The organism is Dyadobacter sp. NIV53, from assembly GCF_019711195.1.
Taxonomy (GTDB): domain Bacteria; phylum Bacteroidota; class Bacteroidia; order Cytophagales; family Spirosomataceae; genus Dyadobacter.
This window is the reverse complement of record NZ_CP081299.1, coordinates 5,726,079-5,743,542: the sequence shown is the minus strand read 5'-3', so window position 1 is coordinate 5,743,542 and position 17,464 is coordinate 5,726,079. Positions and strand designations below refer to the sequence as shown.

14 protein-coding genes are annotated in these 17,464 nt (G+C 39.8%); 1 reads left to right on the top strand and 13 read right to left on the bottom strand.

The window, feature by feature from the left end; all coding sequences use genetic code 11:
* Positions 1–27: 27 nt before the first annotated feature.
* The 9 genes from KZC02_RS23790 to KZC02_RS23755 all read right to left on the bottom strand — a co-directional run bounded on the left by KZC02_RS23790 (position 28) and on the right by KZC02_RS23755 (position 13,011).
* Positions 28–1,485: a SusD/RagB family nutrient-binding outer membrane lipoprotein gene (locus KZC02_RS23790; RefSeq protein ID WP_221390950.1), complete on the bottom strand. Its 1,458-nt coding sequence runs from the start codon at positions 1,483–1,485 to the stop codon at positions 28–30.
* A 39-nt stretch (positions 1,486–1,524) separates the two neighbouring features.
* On the bottom strand, positions 1,525–5,145 hold the full coding sequence (locus KZC02_RS23785) for a SusC/RagA family TonB-linked outer membrane protein (RefSeq protein ID WP_229253761.1): 3,621 nt from the start codon (positions 5,143–5,145) through the stop codon (positions 1,525–1,527).
* A 204-nt stretch (positions 5,146–5,349) separates the two neighbouring features.
* A complete protein-coding gene (locus KZC02_RS23780; protein ID WP_221390949.1) occupies positions 5,350–6,369 on the bottom strand; it encodes a FecR family protein in 1,020 nt (339 codons plus the stop codon).
* A gap of 200 nt (positions 6,370–6,569) precedes the next feature.
* Positions 6,570–7,061, bottom strand: a complete 492-nt coding sequence (locus KZC02_RS23775) for a hypothetical protein (RefSeq protein WP_221390948.1) — start codon at positions 7,059–7,061, stop codon at positions 6,570–6,572.
* A 134-nt stretch (positions 7,062–7,195) separates the two neighbouring features.
* A complete protein-coding gene (locus KZC02_RS23770) occupies positions 7,196–8,149 on the bottom strand; it encodes a threonine/serine dehydratase (RefSeq protein ID WP_221390947.1) in 954 nt (317 codons plus the stop codon).
* Positions 8,150–8,304: 155 nt separating this feature from the next.
* Positions 8,305–8,451 carry a hypothetical protein gene (locus KZC02_RS32100; protein WP_229253760.1) on the bottom strand — a complete coding sequence of 49 codons (147 nt, stop codon included), beginning with the start codon at positions 8,449–8,451 and terminating at the stop codon, positions 8,305–8,307.
* Between the two features lie 10 nt (positions 8,452–8,461).
* A complete protein-coding gene (locus KZC02_RS23765; protein WP_229253759.1) occupies positions 8,462–9,193 on the bottom strand; it encodes an OmpA family protein in 732 nt (243 codons plus the stop codon).
* Between the two features lie 185 nt (positions 9,194–9,378).
* On the bottom strand, positions 9,379–10,119 hold the full coding sequence (locus tag KZC02_RS23760; RefSeq protein WP_221390946.1) for a GLPGLI family protein: 741 nt from the start codon (positions 10,117–10,119) through the stop codon (positions 9,379–9,381).
* Positions 10,120–10,170: 51 nt separating this feature from the next.
* Positions 10,171–13,011 (bottom strand): outer membrane beta-barrel family protein, encoded by a 2,841-nt coding sequence (locus tag KZC02_RS23755; RefSeq protein ID WP_310590370.1) that lies wholly within the window; start codon positions 13,009–13,011, stop codon positions 10,171–10,173.
* Positions 13,012–13,287: 276 nt separating this feature from the next.
* Here KZC02_RS23755 and KZC02_RS23750 point away from each other — a divergent pair, with 276 nt between their 5' ends.
* Entirely contained in the window at positions 13,288–13,800 is a 513-nt protein-coding gene (locus KZC02_RS23750; RefSeq protein ID WP_221390945.1) for a metallophosphoesterase, read from the top strand.
* Between the two features lie 175 nt (positions 13,801–13,975).
* Here the strand turns inward: KZC02_RS23750 and KZC02_RS23745 are convergent, their stop codons facing one another.
* From KZC02_RS23745 to KZC02_RS23730, 4 genes are all read right to left on the bottom strand, one after another.
* The gene (locus KZC02_RS23745) at positions 13,976–14,932 is read right to left on the bottom strand and encodes a M20/M25/M40 family metallo-hydrolase (protein WP_229253758.1); all 957 of its coding nucleotides are present in this window, start codon (positions 14,930–14,932) and stop codon (positions 13,976–13,978) included.
* Between the two features lie 322 nt (positions 14,933–15,254).
* Positions 15,255–15,566 (bottom strand): MerR family transcriptional regulator, encoded by a 312-nt coding sequence (locus KZC02_RS23740; protein ID WP_221390944.1) that lies wholly within the window; start codon positions 15,564–15,566, stop codon positions 15,255–15,257.
* 55 nt (positions 15,567–15,621) lie between these two features.
* A complete protein-coding gene (locus KZC02_RS23735) occupies positions 15,622–16,047 on the bottom strand; it encodes an SRPBCC domain-containing protein (RefSeq protein WP_221390943.1) in 426 nt (141 codons plus the stop codon).
* Between the two features lie 904 nt (positions 16,048–16,951).
* On the bottom strand, positions 16,952–17,419 hold the full coding sequence (locus KZC02_RS23730; protein ID WP_221390942.1) for a response regulator: 468 nt from the start codon (positions 17,417–17,419) through the stop codon (positions 16,952–16,954).
* Between the last annotated feature and the right edge of the window lie 45 nt (positions 17,420–17,464).

Genomic DNA, 17,464 nt, shown 5'->3' with positions numbered 1-17,464 from the left:
CTTTTGACGGGACTGCCTGAATTCGGATTATTTCATATTCACAGGTGTCGGGACAAATACACCCGGAACCGGATTAGGTGCACTGGTATTTGAATTGACTTCCGCTTCACTGTAAACCATCCGTTCAGGAAGTACCGAACCCGCACTTGGTGTTAGTTTTACACCAAAAGTTTCATTTCTGGTCCTTCTCAAATCATTGAAACCCAGAATCTGGCCGTTGAAAGTAAGGTAACGCTCCATCAGGATTTCCTTTAACAATGCCTGATCAGCGGATAATCCGTCTTTATTGACAATACCACCGGCAGCAAAGTCAGCCGCAATATAAGGTTCGTATTTATAGCTATAAGTTCCGGTTTTATACGTTGCGTCCAGATCACCACCTGTATTCAGATAAGCACGATATGCATTCAGTTTTTCCAGTCCTGTTGTAAAACCAAGCGTTCTTGCTGCCGATTCTGCGGCTGTCAGCATATTTTCTGAATAAGTTACCAACGAATAAGGAGCCGATTGACCGAACAAACCTCTTGACGTAGCTATACTATTCGTATTTGGCGAAACAGGGATAACTGTTCCTGTAGTACTTACAGTAATAAAATGATGGTTAAACCGGGCAGTTTCATCTGTTTTTGCATTTCCGTGGTACATGGCATCAGCCGGATTCAGCAACTTGGGAGCCAATGCTAATGAAGAATTGATATCCCCTACGCGGCTCCTTGCAATGAAAGCATACATCAGATTTTCATTCACATTCAGTGTTGTACCATGTGTTACAACCCATGATGTTGCCGGCGTTGCAATTCCTTTTGCAGTTGCGGCATAAGCAAGAGCGTACTCTTTGGTTTCCATGTACAAACGCGATTTCAAAGTATAAGCAGCAGCTTTCCATTTTGTGGCATCACCAGCAAAATGAATATCCGCAACGCCCGGTGAAGTTCCGATCCCGGATTCCAGATCAGCTATAGCTTCGTCCAGCAAGATTTGTAATTTACCGTAAACCTGTAATTGCGGCTCAAAAGCCGGATTTGGGAAAGCAGTAATATTGGCAGCTTCAGAATAAGGAATATCTCCCCAGCTTGCAGCAGCCGTAGCCAATGCATTTGCCCTGATGATTTTTGCAATTCCCTGCACCAGACGATTGTTGGTCACCTCAGATTTAGAGATTACCAGTTTGGTTTGCTCCACAACACCCTGATAAACAAATTGCCATACATCATTAAACGAAGCACCCGTTACGTTGTAGCTGTAAATGTCCTTATACTGACGGTCAGTTCCGGTAAAATAACCTGACCACATTGAAGCTACACGAGCCAAATGGCCTTCCTGAACAGAAATATTTCCCAGTTCTGCACCTGTCAATATCAGTGTTGCCGAGGCATCAGTCGGGTTATTCAAATCCGTGTTCATGTCGTCTACCAGCGATTCACAGGAGATCAGGCCAGTCAGCAGAATTAACGCTGATAATTTTATTAGTTTAACTTTTTTCATTTTTATATCTTTTAAAAATTCAGTCAGTTGCGGTGATTATCAATAATTTATTTTGATGCTGAAAAGGAATGATCTTGTTCCGGGAGTATTGAAATAATCCATGTTACGCCCAGATGGCCCGCCAGACATATTGGTGTCCGGATCAATTCCAACCACTTTCGTCCATAGTAAAAGATTACGTCCGGATACCGAGAAATCAACTGATTGCAATTTGGTGGCACTTCTGAATTTTTCACCATCCAAACGGTAACCCAGTGATACCTGACGAAGGCGCGTCCAGCTTCCGTCCTCTACGAATTGTTGTTTCAGAGAACCAAACCCACTTCCCAATGTAGTGTACCAGCTTTCATCCAGCAATACCGGCCCTGCACCAAAGTCATGCATATTACCACGCACCAGTGAACCCGCTGCAAGGGTTTTGCCCGCATAATTTTTAGTATCAGCCGCCAGTGTCACTTCGTTACCGGTATCGGCATGCGTTCCGAAATTGTACATAATACCTCTTGTTCCGCTGAAATAATCACCGCCCTGCGAAGTTTCAAATAATACATCCAGAGAGAATTTCTTGTATGAAAAACTTGTACCGAATCCGGAAATAAAATCAGGATTAGGATTTCCAACCACGCCTGTTGTCGGATCGGCAACAGGGAAACCGTTTGCATCGAAAACACGGCCACCCTGATCATCCAAAAGATAACGGCTACTCCAGAACACACCAATTGGCTGTCCAACCACGGCACGGGCATCAAGGAAATTTTCAATACCACCAACCAGATAAAGAGATTGTGTTCCGGCAAGGTCAAGCACTTTACTTCTGTTACGCGTCAGGTTTCCGCGTAATGTCCATAACAGATCACCTTTTTTGATCACGTCAAAAGTCAGGTCCATTTCAAAACCTTTATTCTGAAGCTCAGCTGCGTTGGTATATTTTGTTGCAAAACCCGTACTTGGTGCAAGGGTTACAGGTACCAGTACATCCTTAATTTTGTTTTGATAATAGGTCAGGCTGGTGCGTAAACGGTTCTGGATAAATCTAAGGTCAAGCCCGATTTCATACTCAGTTTTGCGTTCAGGCCTCAGATACTGATCACCCATTGAACTTCCCTGTGTATATGCACCATTTCCAAACTGCGATCCAACCAGGTTATCTCCCCATGGATTGGCAGAATAAGTAGTAGAAGAAAATATCGTGTTTGAACGGTATGGAAGAGGCTGCACACCCACAACTCCATAAGATGCCCTTAATTTACCAAAGCTAAGTGCAGGGTTATTTTGCAGGAAGTTCAGCTTGGTAAATAACCACGCTACGTCAGCAGAAGGATAAAAGAACGTTTTATCTGACAAGCTACCGAAAGATGACGCAGACTCAGCAGCACCCGAAAGATTCAGGAAAACGGCATCGTAAGCAGCAAAATTGGCAGTTGCGTAAGTGCGCGTTGTACGTACTTCATTGCGGGAATTTACCGGAGTTCGATTTAAGGAAGTTGCATTCGCAAAATTCATAGGTGCATTGGCAACCAGGAAATTGTTAATGGTAACACCCATATTGTAATATTTCCGGTCGTTGATATTAAAACCGAGTACGTAAGAAGAAGTAAAATTAGCACCGAAATCTTTGGTTGCTCTTGCAAGAAGATCGGCATTTACCTGTGTTTCTTTCGTAGTCTGGTCCTGATACTGGCCAGTTCCTGCACCTGTAATATCATTTATAGGAAAATAGTTAATCTGCTCATCGGTATAGGTGTCAATTCCTCCACGTGCAATAATGTCAAGCCATGAAACCGGCTTAATTCCGAGTTCCGCACTATTCATGAAACGATCAACGTCGGTGGAATTTTGTTGTTCATGCAATGCCCAAACTGAGTTATTATTGGCAGGATTAATCACAGCACCCAAATAACTGCGGTATCCTCTTTGTCTGTTCAGGATCGGGGAAGCAGTCGGGCTTGAATAATAACTTCCTTTATAATCAGAAATGTCAAAATCGGCAGGGTTTCTTAACAAACCTACCATGGCACCCGAAAGGTTATTTCCTCTCTGAATTCTGTCTGAAAAACTTTTCGTATAAGCTGCATTGACAGACAAACGAACAATATCATTAAATTTCCTTTCAGCGTTGAACCGCAATGTAGTCCGGTTATATGTACTGTTACCACGCTGCACACCTTTCTGACGAACATCTCCCACACTGAAAAAGAAAGTTGTTTTAGCATCGCCTCCGCTTAAACTCAAAGAATTGTCCCAAAAACTACCATTGCGGAAAACCTGGTCGTAGTTGGATTTATTATAAACATCTTTAGAGTTTTTCTTGATGATCGGGTAATATTTGGTACCATCCTGTGCTTCAAAAAATGCCCCGGTAGTGTTGACATCGTCGGCACCGCCAGAGCGTGATTCGATTTTATCACCCCAAGCATTTGCTCCGTTCGGGTTATAAACTCCTGCCGATCCCTGGCCAAATTTGCTCTGGAATGGGTGAAAGCTGTTTACATGATCCGTAGAAAAAGTTGAGTTAAAAGAAATATTGATCTTATTACCTTCTGACCCTCTTTTAGTTGTTATCAAAATTACTCCGTTCGCTGCTCTTGAACCCCAAAGTGCTGCTGCCGATGCTCCTTTCAGGATTTGCATGGATGCAATGTCATTCGGATTGATATCATTCAAACGGGATTGCGGAACAACACCACCCGACGTACCTCCTTCTGTTGTATTACTGATAGGAATACCATCCACCACGATCAATGGCTGTGTATTTCCGGTCAATGTATTTTGTCCGCGTATCTGGATAAATGCCGCTGCTCCCGGATCACCGGCAGCACGTGATATCTGAACACCGGCGGCTTTTCCGGCTAATCCGTTTATGATGCTGGTTTCACCTGATTTTGTAATAGCTGCTCCATCAACTTTACTGCTTGTAGAACCCAGCCGATCCGCTACTTCCTTAAAACCCAGGGCAGTAACGACTACTTCACTCAGATCCTGTGCATTTTCAGCCAGTACAATATCAATGGAAGAGCGGTTGGCAATCTCAATTTCCTGCGTGTTAAAACCAATATAAGAAAATACAAGTGTTCCTTCAGCTGATGGAATTTCAAGACTGTAAGATCCGTCTGCCTGGCTGGAAGTACCAATATTAGTTCCTTTTAATAGGATATTTACACCCGGAATTCCTGCTCCGTTTACTTTATCCGTAACTTTTCCTTTTAGTCCGAAAGCTTTATTCTGATAAGTATTTTCAAGGTCTGCTTTAAGGATCTGAACGGAAGGATCTTTTATGTTGCCAGACTGCGGTTTTTCATTAGCCGCTTCTTTATAAAGTAAATAAAATCCTTCTCTTGATTTTTTATATTCAATATTTAGGTTTTTCAAAACCTTGTTTAAGCGGTTTTCAACTTTCACATCGCCCTGGGCTGCCGTCGCCAACCGGCTGTCTATCATTACATTTTCGATCAGGTCTGTCTGATAAGCGATCGAAACATTGTATTTGGTTTCGAGCTCTTTCAATACATTTTTCAGAGAAACCTGAGTTGGCTGGCTTTGCCTGGCCTGCATTGCATTGCCCGGTTTTTCAATGGAAGCTACCATTTGCGCATGAGCGGGAATGGAGCAACAGAGCACTGAAAACATAGGATAGTAAAGAATTTTTAAAGACTTTCTCATAGGAGTTTGTGGGTAATAGAAGTATGAACGTTGTTATATATACGTATTATATGCGTACTGCTGACAGTACACGCCTTGCACAGCAGCGCATTTTTGGTTGCGCCAAAATGATATTCAGATGTAAATATTAAATCGGGATTTTTGTAAGCTGTTTCTGTTTGCGGCTCAGAAAAAAGGCTTATCCCATGTATGTATAAAATCCGGTTACTCTGTTGTAACCAGCGTAATTTTCCTGTTTTCCCTGATAATCTTTAATTCAAACAGATTTGCAATATCAGCTATAAGGGTGTCAGCATTGTTCAACGATAATGGAATAGAACCGGAGACCCGTTTGTCTAACATATTTTCGTTTTCTGTGTCAACATGGACATCATAATTTTCTTCAAGCTTTACCAGCATTTCTCTCAGCGATGTTCCGTCAAGAATCCATTTATTTTTTGTCCAGCCATAGTATTTTTCCGGATTAACAACTTTTTTCGGAACAACTAATTTCACATCATCTCCTTCCAGTTCTACCAGTTCACCCGGTTTTAAAGCAATGTTTTCCTGGTGCGTCTGGTCAGCCAGATGAAGCATAATTTTACCCGATTTTAGAAAAATAGTACTTTTAAGCGCTCTTTCAGACACATTGAACTCAGTTCCAAGCACTTCTATCGTTTTATTGTCAGACAAATAAACTTTAAACCTGGATCGGTCTGCTTTTCGCTTTACATGGAAAAAGGCTTCTCCTTCCAGCCAGACTTCCCTTGGTGCTTCTTTCCAGGAATAGGCATATTTCAAACTGCTGTTCCCGTTCAGTATCACACTTGATCCGTCCGGTAATATCACTTCTGTGACTTTTCCAAAATCCGTTCTTACTTCTACCGTTGAATGTATCCTGTAAACATAGATTGCGAAGGCAAGCATCAGGATACTGACCAGTACAGCTGCATAACGGTGGGTGTGCCGGTAAGTAGTCCAAATCCAGGACTTCGTTCTATCTTGCTGACGGTCCTGGTTTTCCGGAGATTGCAGGTTTATTTCCTCAATGGTTTTTTTCCATACATCGTCTCCATCCAACACAACTTTTAAAAAAAGCTTCTCTTCCTCGTCCGATAATTCGTCCATCCATTTCATGGCCTGCTGCGTGTTGGCCGGAGAACTTTTAAGCCATTCCTCTACAATCCTGTCTTCCTGAAAGGTGCTTTTATTTCGAAAATAAAGAAGAACTAATTCTTTGGTCATTTCCATATGATCGATCGGCTGGTCAGTTAACCCCGGAAATAAAAAATTTCCCTTTCTATATGTACCGAGTCTTTTTTCAGGACGGCACCCTTAGTCTTAAAGGAATTATTTTTTCAAAAAGTAAAATTTTAATTTTTGACACAAAAAAGCCGCCGGATTGCTGAGTTCCGGCGGCTTGCATCAAATATAATTTCAGGCTCCTAGTTTTTCTTAAATTCCAGATATTCTTCTGCGGCAACACCGGTAGAAGAATTGGTAGTTTTCAAAGTAATGTTAATTTGCTGCACACCCGAAGCATTCGTAACCTTGGTTCCTACCCCTGTTACTTTTTGTTTCAAAGCCGCACCACCAGTCTGCTCTACGTCTACTTCTTCATTGATTGTAAAAGAATCTTTTGCCGTTGTTGTAACATTTGCCAAAGCATACTTTTGATAAACTTTAACAGGAATTCCGGAAATTGTAGCAGTAACATTTCTGGTATACACAATTCCAAGCTTGTTTTTAGACACAGCCGTAACTTCCCAAAGGTGATCAGCTGAGTAAACAGCATCGGCAGTCTGAGTTTTGTAGTTACCAATAAATTCAGATGTAAAATCCACTTCCGGTACTACTTTATCATCGTCTTTTTTGCAAGCGCCCATTAACACAATAAGAAAGCAAAAAATAAGCTTTTTCGTATGATTACTTTTCATGTACATCGTTTTAAAATCCATAATTGAACTCACGTTAAAAATTTCTCTTTTCAGTGGCAAATAACGCCAATATGTTTATATTATTATTAGAAAATTCTTATTATTATACGTAAAAAAAAGTTCGGGTTTCCATTTTAAAAAGGCAATTTACCCAGATCAACATTCCCGCCTGAAATGATGATCCCAATTTTTTCCCTTCTGAAAAGTTCTTTATTTTTCAGTACAGCCGCCAAAGAAACCGCACCCGACGGCTCTACAACGATTTTCATTCTTTCCCATAAATATTGCATTGCTCCAATGATTTCTTCGTCGGATACAGTCAGGATATCTGTTACATATTCTCTGATGATTGGAAATGTTTTATCTCCTAAATAGGTAAGCAACCCATCAGCAATCGTTTTTATATAAGGTGCACGCTCAATTTTCCCGCTTCGGAAAGAAAGAACAGCATCCGCTGCACCCTCCGGTTCTCCTGCATACACTTTGGTTTCGGGTGAAAAATAATGAGCAGAAAGAGCAGTTCCACTTAATAATCCTCCGCCTCCAACGGGTGCTATAATTACATCCAGTTTTCTATCAGCATCCTCAATCAGTTCTTTTGCGGCTGTTGCCTGACCGGTGATAACATTGTAATTATTAAACGGATGGATGAAAGTAGCACCTGTTTTTTCCACGATTTTCTGAACGGTACTTTCTCTTTCTTCCGGTGTATTTTTACAGAAAGTAATTTGTGCGCCGTAACCTTCTACTGCCTTGATCTTCACCTGTGGAGAATTATCAGGCATTACAATATATGCCTTTATACCTAGCATAGCGGCCGAATAAGCAATGGCCTGTGCATGATTGCCCGAAGAATGCGTTGCCACGCCATAACTGCGTTCTTCTGCCGAAAGTGACAGTACTGCATTCAATCCTCCCCGTGCCTTGAACGCACCGATCTTCTGAAAATTCTCACATTTAAAATACAGCTTGCCTCCCGCCAGGTCATCCAGAAATAGAGAAGTCAATATGGGCGTGCGATGGATATAAGGAGTAATAAGCTCATGCGCCTGCTGAATTTTTTCCTTATTTGGGGCAGTTTCGATCATTTACTGAGTTTTTGAAGATAAACACTTTATAATTAAAATACAATTTTAACCGTTCTGTTCATTGTAACGCAAAATACTTAAAAAAGCATAAAACTGATTCAACAAAAAAGCCTGTCAGAAATCTGACAGGCTTTTTTCCAATTATATTTTAGCAATTATTTACCTGCGTTTGGAGTATACAGGTTAAAGAACTGATCCATTTTTGGTGTAATGATAATTTCCGTACGACGGTTCATGCTGCGGTTTGCAGGCGTATCGTTCGAAACTTTCGGAAGATATTCTCCACGGCCGCCAGCAATCATACGAAGTGGTTCAACACCGTATTTTTTTCTGTAAAGTACGCGCAACAGAGGTAGCACGCAATGCGCTTAAATCCCAGTTGTCAGCCACTTTATCCGTTGCGATAGGTACATTATCTGTGTGTCCTTCAATCAGGATTTCGATTTCTTTGTAGTCATTCAGGATTTTAGCAACTTTGCCTAATACAGTTTCAGCTTGTGTATTGATTACAGAACTTCCTGATTTGAAAAGCATTTTGTCGGAAAGAGACACATATACAACGCCTTTTTTCACTTCAATCTGCACATCTTCATCGCTAACATCTGCCAATGAACGTTTCAGGTTTAATACAAGCGCCATGTTTAATGAATCCTTACGCTGAATGCTTGAATTCAAATCACGGATCTGGCTTCCCTGTGCATCCATCATCGCAAGTGATTTTTTGATGCTTTCTGAACCTTCTTTACTGATCACCGACAGATCGGACATACGATCCAGCAGGTTATTATTATTTTTCTTAAGGAATTCAATCTGATCTTCCAGCTCTTTCATTTTAGCTGTTTTACTGGATAGTTCGTCATTTTTAGCTTTCAGGTCATTGTTCAAACCTGCTGTTCTGCTGTCGCAATCGTTTAGGTCAGCTCTAGCTTTGTCAAGCTGGATCTGAATTTCGTTTGCCTTGGTTTGCACCGCCATCATCTTCTTTTTACTTGCACATGATCCGAGTACAAATAGCATAGCCACAGCTATAAGCGTATTTTTCATAATTACAAAAGGGTTATTGGGTATAAGTTAAAATTGGTTAATACGATATTATTATTTTAGCTTTCACTAAAATCAAGCCAGACGATCCTATTATGTTAGTCTTTTCGAACCGCAAAGGTATAAAAAAATAAGATTGCCAATGACAATCTCATTCTTCAATTTTATTTAAATCAATTTCTGGTTTTTCAATAACGTACAGACCAATAGGGGTTTCGTTGCCCTTTCATGCTGGTCCGGATATGTTCCGACAGCATATCATTATACTGAACTTCTGTAATTTTTTTCCCTTTCATTTTTTTTGGTAAAACCAACTCCTTGTCAACCGGCTTCAATTCAATTTTGTCGGCAGTTATCAACACATCCCCATCATTAATGTCCAGTTCCAGGATCAGTCCGGGCAGGCCAAAATATTTTTCCGGCCCGGCTGGTACCGCTATATCATTGGCAAACCAGGCAGTAATAGTCTGGTTCCTGATCGTATCCTTACTTACTGCCATCATGCATAAATAACCCTTTATTTCCTTGATCTTGTTCATCACTTTCCATTGCGGTGCAACCAGGCTGTCATCTACCAGATAGGTTCTGCCAGCCATTGTTTCAAAATCAATTTTACGTTCTTTTTCAAAATTCCGGTAAATAATAAAATCTTCATCACGCCCGCTCCATCCATCTTCCGATTGCTCTTTTAGCGTTTCATATTTACTTTCCTTACCGTTGAAATAGAGATTCATTTTTTGTTTCCAGCCATCATGAACACCCCAGGTAAGTCTTGCCCTGTCTTTTTCCTCCTGGCTCAGGAAAGTTAAATGTGCCATGATCTTGGTCCAGTATTGTGCCCTTTCGTAAGTTACAACTCCCTCTACTGCCTGCGCTCTTGCATGGCAGAAATTGGTAAGTATTATAATAATGATTATCAATTGTTTCATTTATAGAATGTTAAGATTTTATAATTTAAAATTTTACTGAAATATATCATTTTAAAACCCATAACCTTTGCGACGAACTGAATGTGAAACGCCACGCATATTATAAGTAAAACTCAACATAAAATACCTGGCTAATGTACGCACTTGTTCCTGTGAAACTACATTCTGGTAAGCTGATTGCGAAATGCCCCTGTTCTTATTAAACAAATCAAATGATGATAAACGTATTTCGCCCTTTTTGCTTTTAAGCATGGTTTTATAAACCGAGAGATTCATGATCGGCATATTCTGATCAAAACCAAAGCGCTTGTTCACATACGTATTATAAGAAAAACGTGTGTTAAAATATATTTCCTTTGGCAGTTTTATGTTCATTTCGGCATTGTAAGTCCCATTTACAATTTTCTGGTTCTGGCCCGAACTGATTGAATATTTCGTATCACGGATGTTCCAGTTTGCATTGGTGTAAATGGTAAACTTATCACCTGGCGTATAATCAAGCCTCAATCCGGCATTGTAACCATTAGACTTGGTTTTATTAAGCGCACCATTAATATTTGTCAGGTTATTACTAACATCGTAAGATACATTCACGCTTAGGTTACTTTTCGTTTTGACAAGCGGAAAGCCATAATTACCATAAAAATTCAGGCTGTTTCCTCCACTGATATTGTCGGCCCTGGTAGTAGTCACAAGGTTTTCGTCTACGGTTTGATTGTAGATGACCTGATCATCAAAGTAACTATAATAAGCGCCAAAAAACATTTGGATGAAATTTCCCGGATTAAAATAATTGTAACCCAGATTAGCAGAATGGGTAGTGGAAGGGATCAGATTAGGATTTCCAACACGGATATACAAAGGATTGCTGTTGTCGACAATTGGCTGAAGATCGCGAATGGAAGGTTCCTGAACCGAAACATTATATCCTCCATACAAATAACGGTTGTTTTTCAAATCAAAATTCAGGGACATATTGGGCGTCCAGTTGAAAAACTTACGGTTAATACGGGTTCTGGTGACATCATCCTGATTTACGGCAAAATTACCATTCAGATGAATTTCCTGTGCACCAAGTCCTGCCGACAGATTAAGACCGTTGTTAGTATAACGTAATGTTGTTCCAACCCGATTGTAAGTCGATTTATTCGTATAATACCTGCTAAGGTTAGTATTTCTTTCGGATGTCCCTTCCGCAATATCAAATACGTCACGGTCTACATCGTCCTTTTTAAGACTGAAATTATAAAATGTCTCTAAGAAAAACTTTTTAGAAAGCGGTTCAATATAAAGTAAACTTCCTTTTACCTGGTTTCGTAAACTCTTCGTATCATTGGTTTGATTGATGTTCAAAACACTGTCTGGTGTAGTTTGTGAAGATTTAAAAAACTGGTTCGTAGACTTTTGAATATTATTTCCATTTGAGTTATTCACATTATAAGCAGCACTCACAGCAAAATTCCGGCCTTTTTTCCTGAATTTATGCCGGAATATGGCCGTATTGGCCAGTGCAAAAGAGTTAAAATCTGAATAATTACTGAAATCACTGATATTGGAAAGCCCGTTCTCAGCCTGTGCACCCTGATAAAATTCCTGGTGGCTGATATAATCGGATGTTCCATTCCCAATTCGCATATTCGTCAGCACAATCAGCGTATTTAACGAATCCAGCGTTTTCTCAAACCGCAGGCTTCCCCTGTGATTTGCATTGAAGTTCAAACGGCTGTTCGTATCCAGTTTAGTAAAAGCTGAATTGGTAAGATAATTCGTTTGCCTTGAAGTTCCATCCAGATCCTGGCTTGTTTGGTTGTAATAATAACTGGTGTTAAATTTTGTCTTTTTCTCATCAAAATTATAATTGGCGCCTCCTGCCCAGTTTTTATTAAACCCCCGGTTTTGTGAACCACTCCCAGCCTGTATTGTCAGGCTTTCATTATCATCGTCTCCACCAAAGGAAATGTATCTGCCGCCTCCAAATCCAAAGTCACCATCGTCGCCCCAGTTAAACGACTGGCTTCCTTTAAAATCCTGGTAATCGTCCCATGACATGCCGCCCTGATTGGTATTATTGCCCAACCCAATGACTGAAAACTGGTTTTTTTCGTTGAAACGGTTGTAATTAAATTTCCCTTCGAGCCGCTTATCCGTGCCCACTCCGGCCGTTGCTTTCCCAAATCCTCCTTTTTTATGACTGTCTTTTAATTCAAGATTTAATGTTTTTTCATGCTTTCCGTCGTCCACGCCCGTAATCCTGGATTGTTCGGTTTTATCATTAAATACCTGGACTTTCGAGATTGCATCGGCAGGCAGATTTTTGGTTGCTGCTTTGGTATCATCCCCGAAAAACCTTTTCCCATCCACCGTAACGCGTTTTACCGTTTCGCCCTGGGCTTTTATACTTCCATCCTGCTCCACCTGCATACCCGGGAGCCGTCGTAAAAGGTCCTCCACTGTTGCACCGGGCGGCACTTTAAACGCTCGCGGATCGTATTCAACCGTATCACCGTGGATACTTAATGGTGCTCTTGCCGTTTTGATCACTACTTCGTAAAGCTCATGGTTCAGGTATTTCATATCCAGCTTACCTACATCAGTAACATCTCCGTCGTTTGGAATAACATGCTGCTGATAAGGGAGATATCCAACGTAAGAGACTTTCAATAGATACGGAATCCGTTTGAGGTTTTTAAATTCAAATGCCCCTTGTTTACTGGTTCTTCCAAAATTAACGAGTGAAGAGTCTTTCGGAAGCAGAAGCATTACAGTTGCTTCCGATAAACCGACGCCGGCGGTATCAGCAATGACACCTTTCATTGTAAACCGTCCTCCGGTTTGAGCTTGTGCAACTGCCGTTACAGACAGAAGTAATAGTAACATTAAACGTTTTTTCAAGGCTGAAAGGTGTTAGATGAGTAGAAGGTTGTAACTAAAGACTACTTATATGCAATGATATAAAATCAAATACACAATTACAACTAATTAATTAGTTTGAAATCAAATTATTACTTAAATCAGAACTATTTAACTTTTTTTAAGGGAAATTTTTCCTTAAATATAAATAATCATTATATATAATTTACTTTAATTATTAAAAAAATATATTCCTGTTTCTTACCAGCTTAAAATACAATTCAGGACATTGCGACAAGATTTACGAATTTCACACGAATGAAGAAAATAGGTTTACTATCGGATACACATGGCTTTCTTGATCCCCGCGTGTTTGATCATTTTTCAAACTGCGACGAGGTATGGCATGCCGGAGATCTGGGTTCGTTAAAAATCGTAGATCAGCTGGAAGCATTTAAGCCTGTCCGGATTGTTTATGGGAATATTGATAGTAAGGAAATTCAGCTTCGTACAAAAGCAGATCTTTTTTTTGAACTGGAAGGTTTTCGTATCTGGATGACACATATTGGAGGAGCACCACCGAGGTATAATCCGATGGTGACACCCCGCTTAAAATCTGAAACGCCGGATATTTTCATTTGCGGACATTCACATATTTTGCGTGTGATCCGGGACAAAGATTTATCTAATATGCTTTATATTAATCCAGGCGCAGCGGGCAAAGAAGGCTTCCACAAGATGCGTACGCTGTTACGCTTCAATTTGCATGACGGGGTAATCAGCCAGATGGAAGTAGTAGAATTGGGAAAACGCGGCGCCATTGAAGTTTGAAAGGGAGATTAGGAGTTAAGGAGTTTAAAGTTTAGGAGTTTAAAGTTTAGGAGTTTGGAAGTTTAAAGTTTAGGAGTACAGAGTATGGAACGACCACTTTGAATCGATAAACTCTGAACTCATGAACTCTTAACTCATGAACTTTAAACTCATAAACTCTAAACTCATAAGCTCTTCAAAAAGTAACCTTCACTACTTTTTTCTCATTATTTCTTAAAAATTCTGCTTCGACGGTCTGGCCTTTTTCGTGTTCACCGAGTATGTCCATATAATCGTATATAGATCCGATTTCTTTTCCGGCCAGTTTAATAATCACGTCTCCTGCCTCAATACCCGCATTGGCGGCAGGCCGGGCTTTGGAAACTGCATCAATTCTAAGGCCTTTTCCTGAAAAACTATAATCGGGCATAACACCCAGGGTAACTTTAAAATTAGAAGTCGTTCTTCCTGCATGCGGGTCGCCGGCAGTAGTAAATTCGGGTTCATTGGCCTCTTTATCAACTCCTTCTACTACTTGTGCTATCAGGCTTAATATTTTAGCTTCACCATCAAAGTTAATCTTATCTGTATCATCAGTTAATTTATGGTAATCGCCATGGGATCCCGTAAAGAACTGGACAACCGGAATATCTTTTAAATAAAACGATGTATGATCGGATGCACCAACGCCCGAAGAGTCTATTGTATATCTCATTTTCCGGGTTTTGGCCAGATCCGGAATAACTTTTCCCCAAACAGGACTGGTTCCCCAACCCGAAATTATGATCCCTTTTGTTTCGTCCAGCCTGCCGATCATATCCATATTAATCATACAGGAAATAGATTTGAGCGGAACAGCAGGATTTTCAATAAAATATTTAGAACCCAACAACCCAAGTTCCTCTCCCGAGAATGCGATAAACAAAAAGTTATGTTTTTCTTTTATATTATTAGCCGCAAAGTATCTGGCAAGCTCAATGACACCCGCAGTACCAGAGGCATTGTCATCGGCTCCGTTATGTATCTGGTTCTGGCTGTCGGGAGTCAGAGACCCGCTTTGAAATCCCTTTCCCAGATGGTCATAATGCCCGCCTATTACAATCGTTTTTTCTGCTCCATTATCAAGAAAACCGGCTACATTGCGTGTTGACATCGGATGAACGCTGCCACCATAAGAAATGGTTACTTTAAAAGACTGAAAGAAAGTACTGTCTGTTCCTGCCGGTTTTAGCCCTGTTTTCCTGAATAAATCTGCCAGATAATCTGCTGCTTTTATTTCTCCCTGCGTACCTGTGCCTCTTCCTTCCAGATTATCGGAGGCAAGGAATTCAATGTGTTTTCTAATTTCAGCTGCTTTAAAAACCTGAGAAAAAGAAGAAAAAAGAATATATAAAAAGAGTAAATAAAAACAGTGTTTTTTTCATGGGGAGGTTAGTTGAGACTTTACGCGTGGAAATTTCAGGATAATACGCCTTTTACAGTTTTTCGTGGATTTCCTCCAAAAATTTCCTTACGCGGAGCAATCGTTGTATTAGCAACTGGGATTCTTCCTTTTTGCGAAGTTGCTCCCTGGCTCCTTTAATAGTCCGGCCTTGTTTGTCCTTTTGGTGCATGATCTTCCGGATAATTTCAATATCCCTTTCCGTGTAACGCCTTCGGTTCCGTGCGTCTCTCTTAGGACTTAATTGTGGAAATTTTTTTTCCCAAAACCGCAAAGCTGATGCTTCACAACCTACAATTTCTGCCACTTCATTGGTGTCGTAATATGCCTTTGAGCTAGATTCCATATTTTTAAACTTATACAAACAAATGTAGTCAGTAATTGGTAAATCAGGACCAGATTCACCACCTGTTTTCTGCCAGCAATTTTATTTTGTTTAGTGCTTTGTCTGCAAATTCCACCGATGCATCATAATATTCCTGACCGTCAGGAAGCTGCCCAAAATCCCCTATTTCAATTGAAAGTAAGATGTGATTATCGTGAGAAACTAACCTGTAATGATAAGCAATGTTGTACGACGATGGCCCAAGTTCCCAATTATACACAAATAATGATAACTTCAGATATTCATGTGGCAGCATTTCGGCCACCGTTATTTTGGAATTACCCGACCAATTGATCTCCATCCCGGTTTCCAAATAATAATCAGGAAAATCCTGGGGCAAAGAATCCCATTGTCTGATAAATTTCGGTGCAATTAATACTTCCCACACCTTGGCGATCGGGGCATCTATTATAATTTCATTTTTCACAATCAGTTCTTCCATACCAATGAGATTTCTGCTTTAGGGTCACACCAAACGGAACAACCATGTTACAATAATTTTTAAAATACGGTACCAGGCCTTGTTTACTTATAATATCACTGCTGATTACAATAATTCAGCTTTTAAATGTCAGGCTGAACGATTTGTTAGGTATTGCAGCTTGCCTGGTACTCAAAGGTTTGAATCAGAGTATCAATAAATCCTTTAACAAGTATACTTATAAAGCGTTCACGTACATCGGAAACGGGCTAAAAAAAACGGGAAAACATTTCCTGTAAATTGTTGGAAGAAAGTTGAATTGTGGGGAATGAGGTTACAGGAGAAAGAGGCAAATATCCCCAACTGAATTTAGAAATTAACAGAAATGAAAATGTGATTTATATTTTCAATTATCTGATTTTAAAGTTACTACAAAACAGGAATGAAAATTATTATCTTTAAATTAACTGTAACAATATAATTTTTTCAAGATTTTAACTATCAAAATCCCTCTATACGAAATATCCTTGGTTGATCTTTGGTGGAATACAATTTAAACCAAAATTTTACAGTGCCAGTTAGAATTATATTCAGGTGGTTATTTTATTAATAATGATCATGTTATATAAAAAATCCACAATTCAGCCAGCTCCGGTATGATTTTAGATATAATAAGTTCTATCACACATGACGGTTAGTTAAACACGGGAATTATGGACTTGATTATTTTCTTTAAGGCAATTGGAAATCTGTTATTTGCAGCAATACTAATGCTTGCCATCGTCATTACGTCCACATTTACCCTGTTTTTTTATGTCATGAAAGGTCTGACACCGGTGTTATTGCACAAAAAGAAATGTTGTTTCGCAGGGTAAGGCGAAACAGGGAATTATCCTAAAAATAAATCACAATTGTTCCCTTATTATTAAGAAATAAGTTTTTGCCTGAGTAGAAATTCAAGCTGTCCGTTGGCATCTATCAGTTTTTCCAGCAATATTTTATTCTCTTCCCGAAGTGTAAAAATTTCGAAAGCATTTTTAATAATGATCTTCAGTTGCTGCTCATCCCAGGGCTTGTTGAGGTAGTAATAGATATGTCCTTTATTTACAGCATCTATAACTGCATTAATGTCGGTATAGCCGGTTAACAAAATCCGTATCGGATCTGTGTATTTTTTTAAAACTTCAATCAGAAAGTCCACACCAGTCATCTCAGGCATCCTCTGATCTGTGATAATAACGTGTATAACGTTGTTTTCCAATATTTCAAGTCCCTCTCTGCCGGAAGTAGCCAGCAGAACATTAAAATCTCTTCGAAAGGCTGCTTTAAACGAGTTCAGGTTATTAATTTCGTCATCCACATATAATATACTGATTTTTTCGAGGCGTTCCATTTAGTATTTGCTTGGGCTCTAAGATAAATCTTTTAATAAAAATAC

Bases quoted from the DNA above. Each gene is read 5' to 3' on its own strand.
- KZC02_RS23790 (WP_221390950.1), bottom strand. From the start codon at position 1,485: ATGAAAAAAGTTAAACTAATAAAATTATCAGCGTTAATTCTGCTGACT.
- KZC02_RS23785 (WP_229253761.1), bottom strand. From the start codon at position 5,145: ATGAGAAAGTCTTTAAAAATTCTTTACTATCCTATGTTTTCAGTGCTC.
- KZC02_RS23780 (WP_221390949.1), bottom strand. From the start codon at position 6,369: ATGACCAAAGAATTAGTTCTTCTTTATTTTCGAAATAAAAGCACCTTT.
- KZC02_RS23775 (WP_221390948.1), bottom strand. From the start codon at position 7,061: ATGAAAAGTAATCATACGAAAAAGCTTATTTTTTGCTTTCTTATTGTG.
- KZC02_RS23770 (WP_221390947.1), bottom strand. From the start codon at position 8,149: ATGATCGAAACTGCCCCAAATAAGGAAAAAATTCAGCAGGCGCATGAG.
- KZC02_RS32100 (WP_229253760.1), bottom strand. From the start codon at position 8,451: ATGATTGCTGGCGGCCGTGGAGAATATCTTCCGAAAGTTTCGAACGAT.
- KZC02_RS23765 (WP_229253759.1), bottom strand. From the start codon at position 9,193: ATGAAAAATACGCTTATAGCTGTGGCTATGCTATTTGTACTCGGATCA.
- KZC02_RS23760 (WP_221390946.1), bottom strand. From the start codon at position 10,119: ATGAAACAATTGATAATCATTATTATAATACTTACCAATTTCTGCCAT.
- KZC02_RS23750 (WP_221390945.1), top strand. From the start codon at position 13,288: ATGAAGAAAATAGGTTTACTATCGGATACACATGGCTTTCTTGATCCC.
- KZC02_RS23745 (WP_229253758.1), bottom strand. From the start codon at position 14,932: ATGTCAACACGCAATGTAGCCGGTTTTCTTGATAATGGAGCAGAAAAA.
- KZC02_RS23740 (WP_221390944.1), bottom strand. From the start codon at position 15,566: ATGGAATCTAGCTCAAAGGCATATTACGACACCAATGAAGTGGCAGAA.
- KZC02_RS23735 (WP_221390943.1), bottom strand. From the start codon at position 16,047: ATGGAAGAACTGATTGTGAAAAATGAAATTATAATAGATGCCCCGATC.
- KZC02_RS23730 (WP_221390942.1), bottom strand. From the start codon at position 17,419: ATGGAACGCCTCGAAAAAATCAGTATATTATATGTGGATGACGAAATT.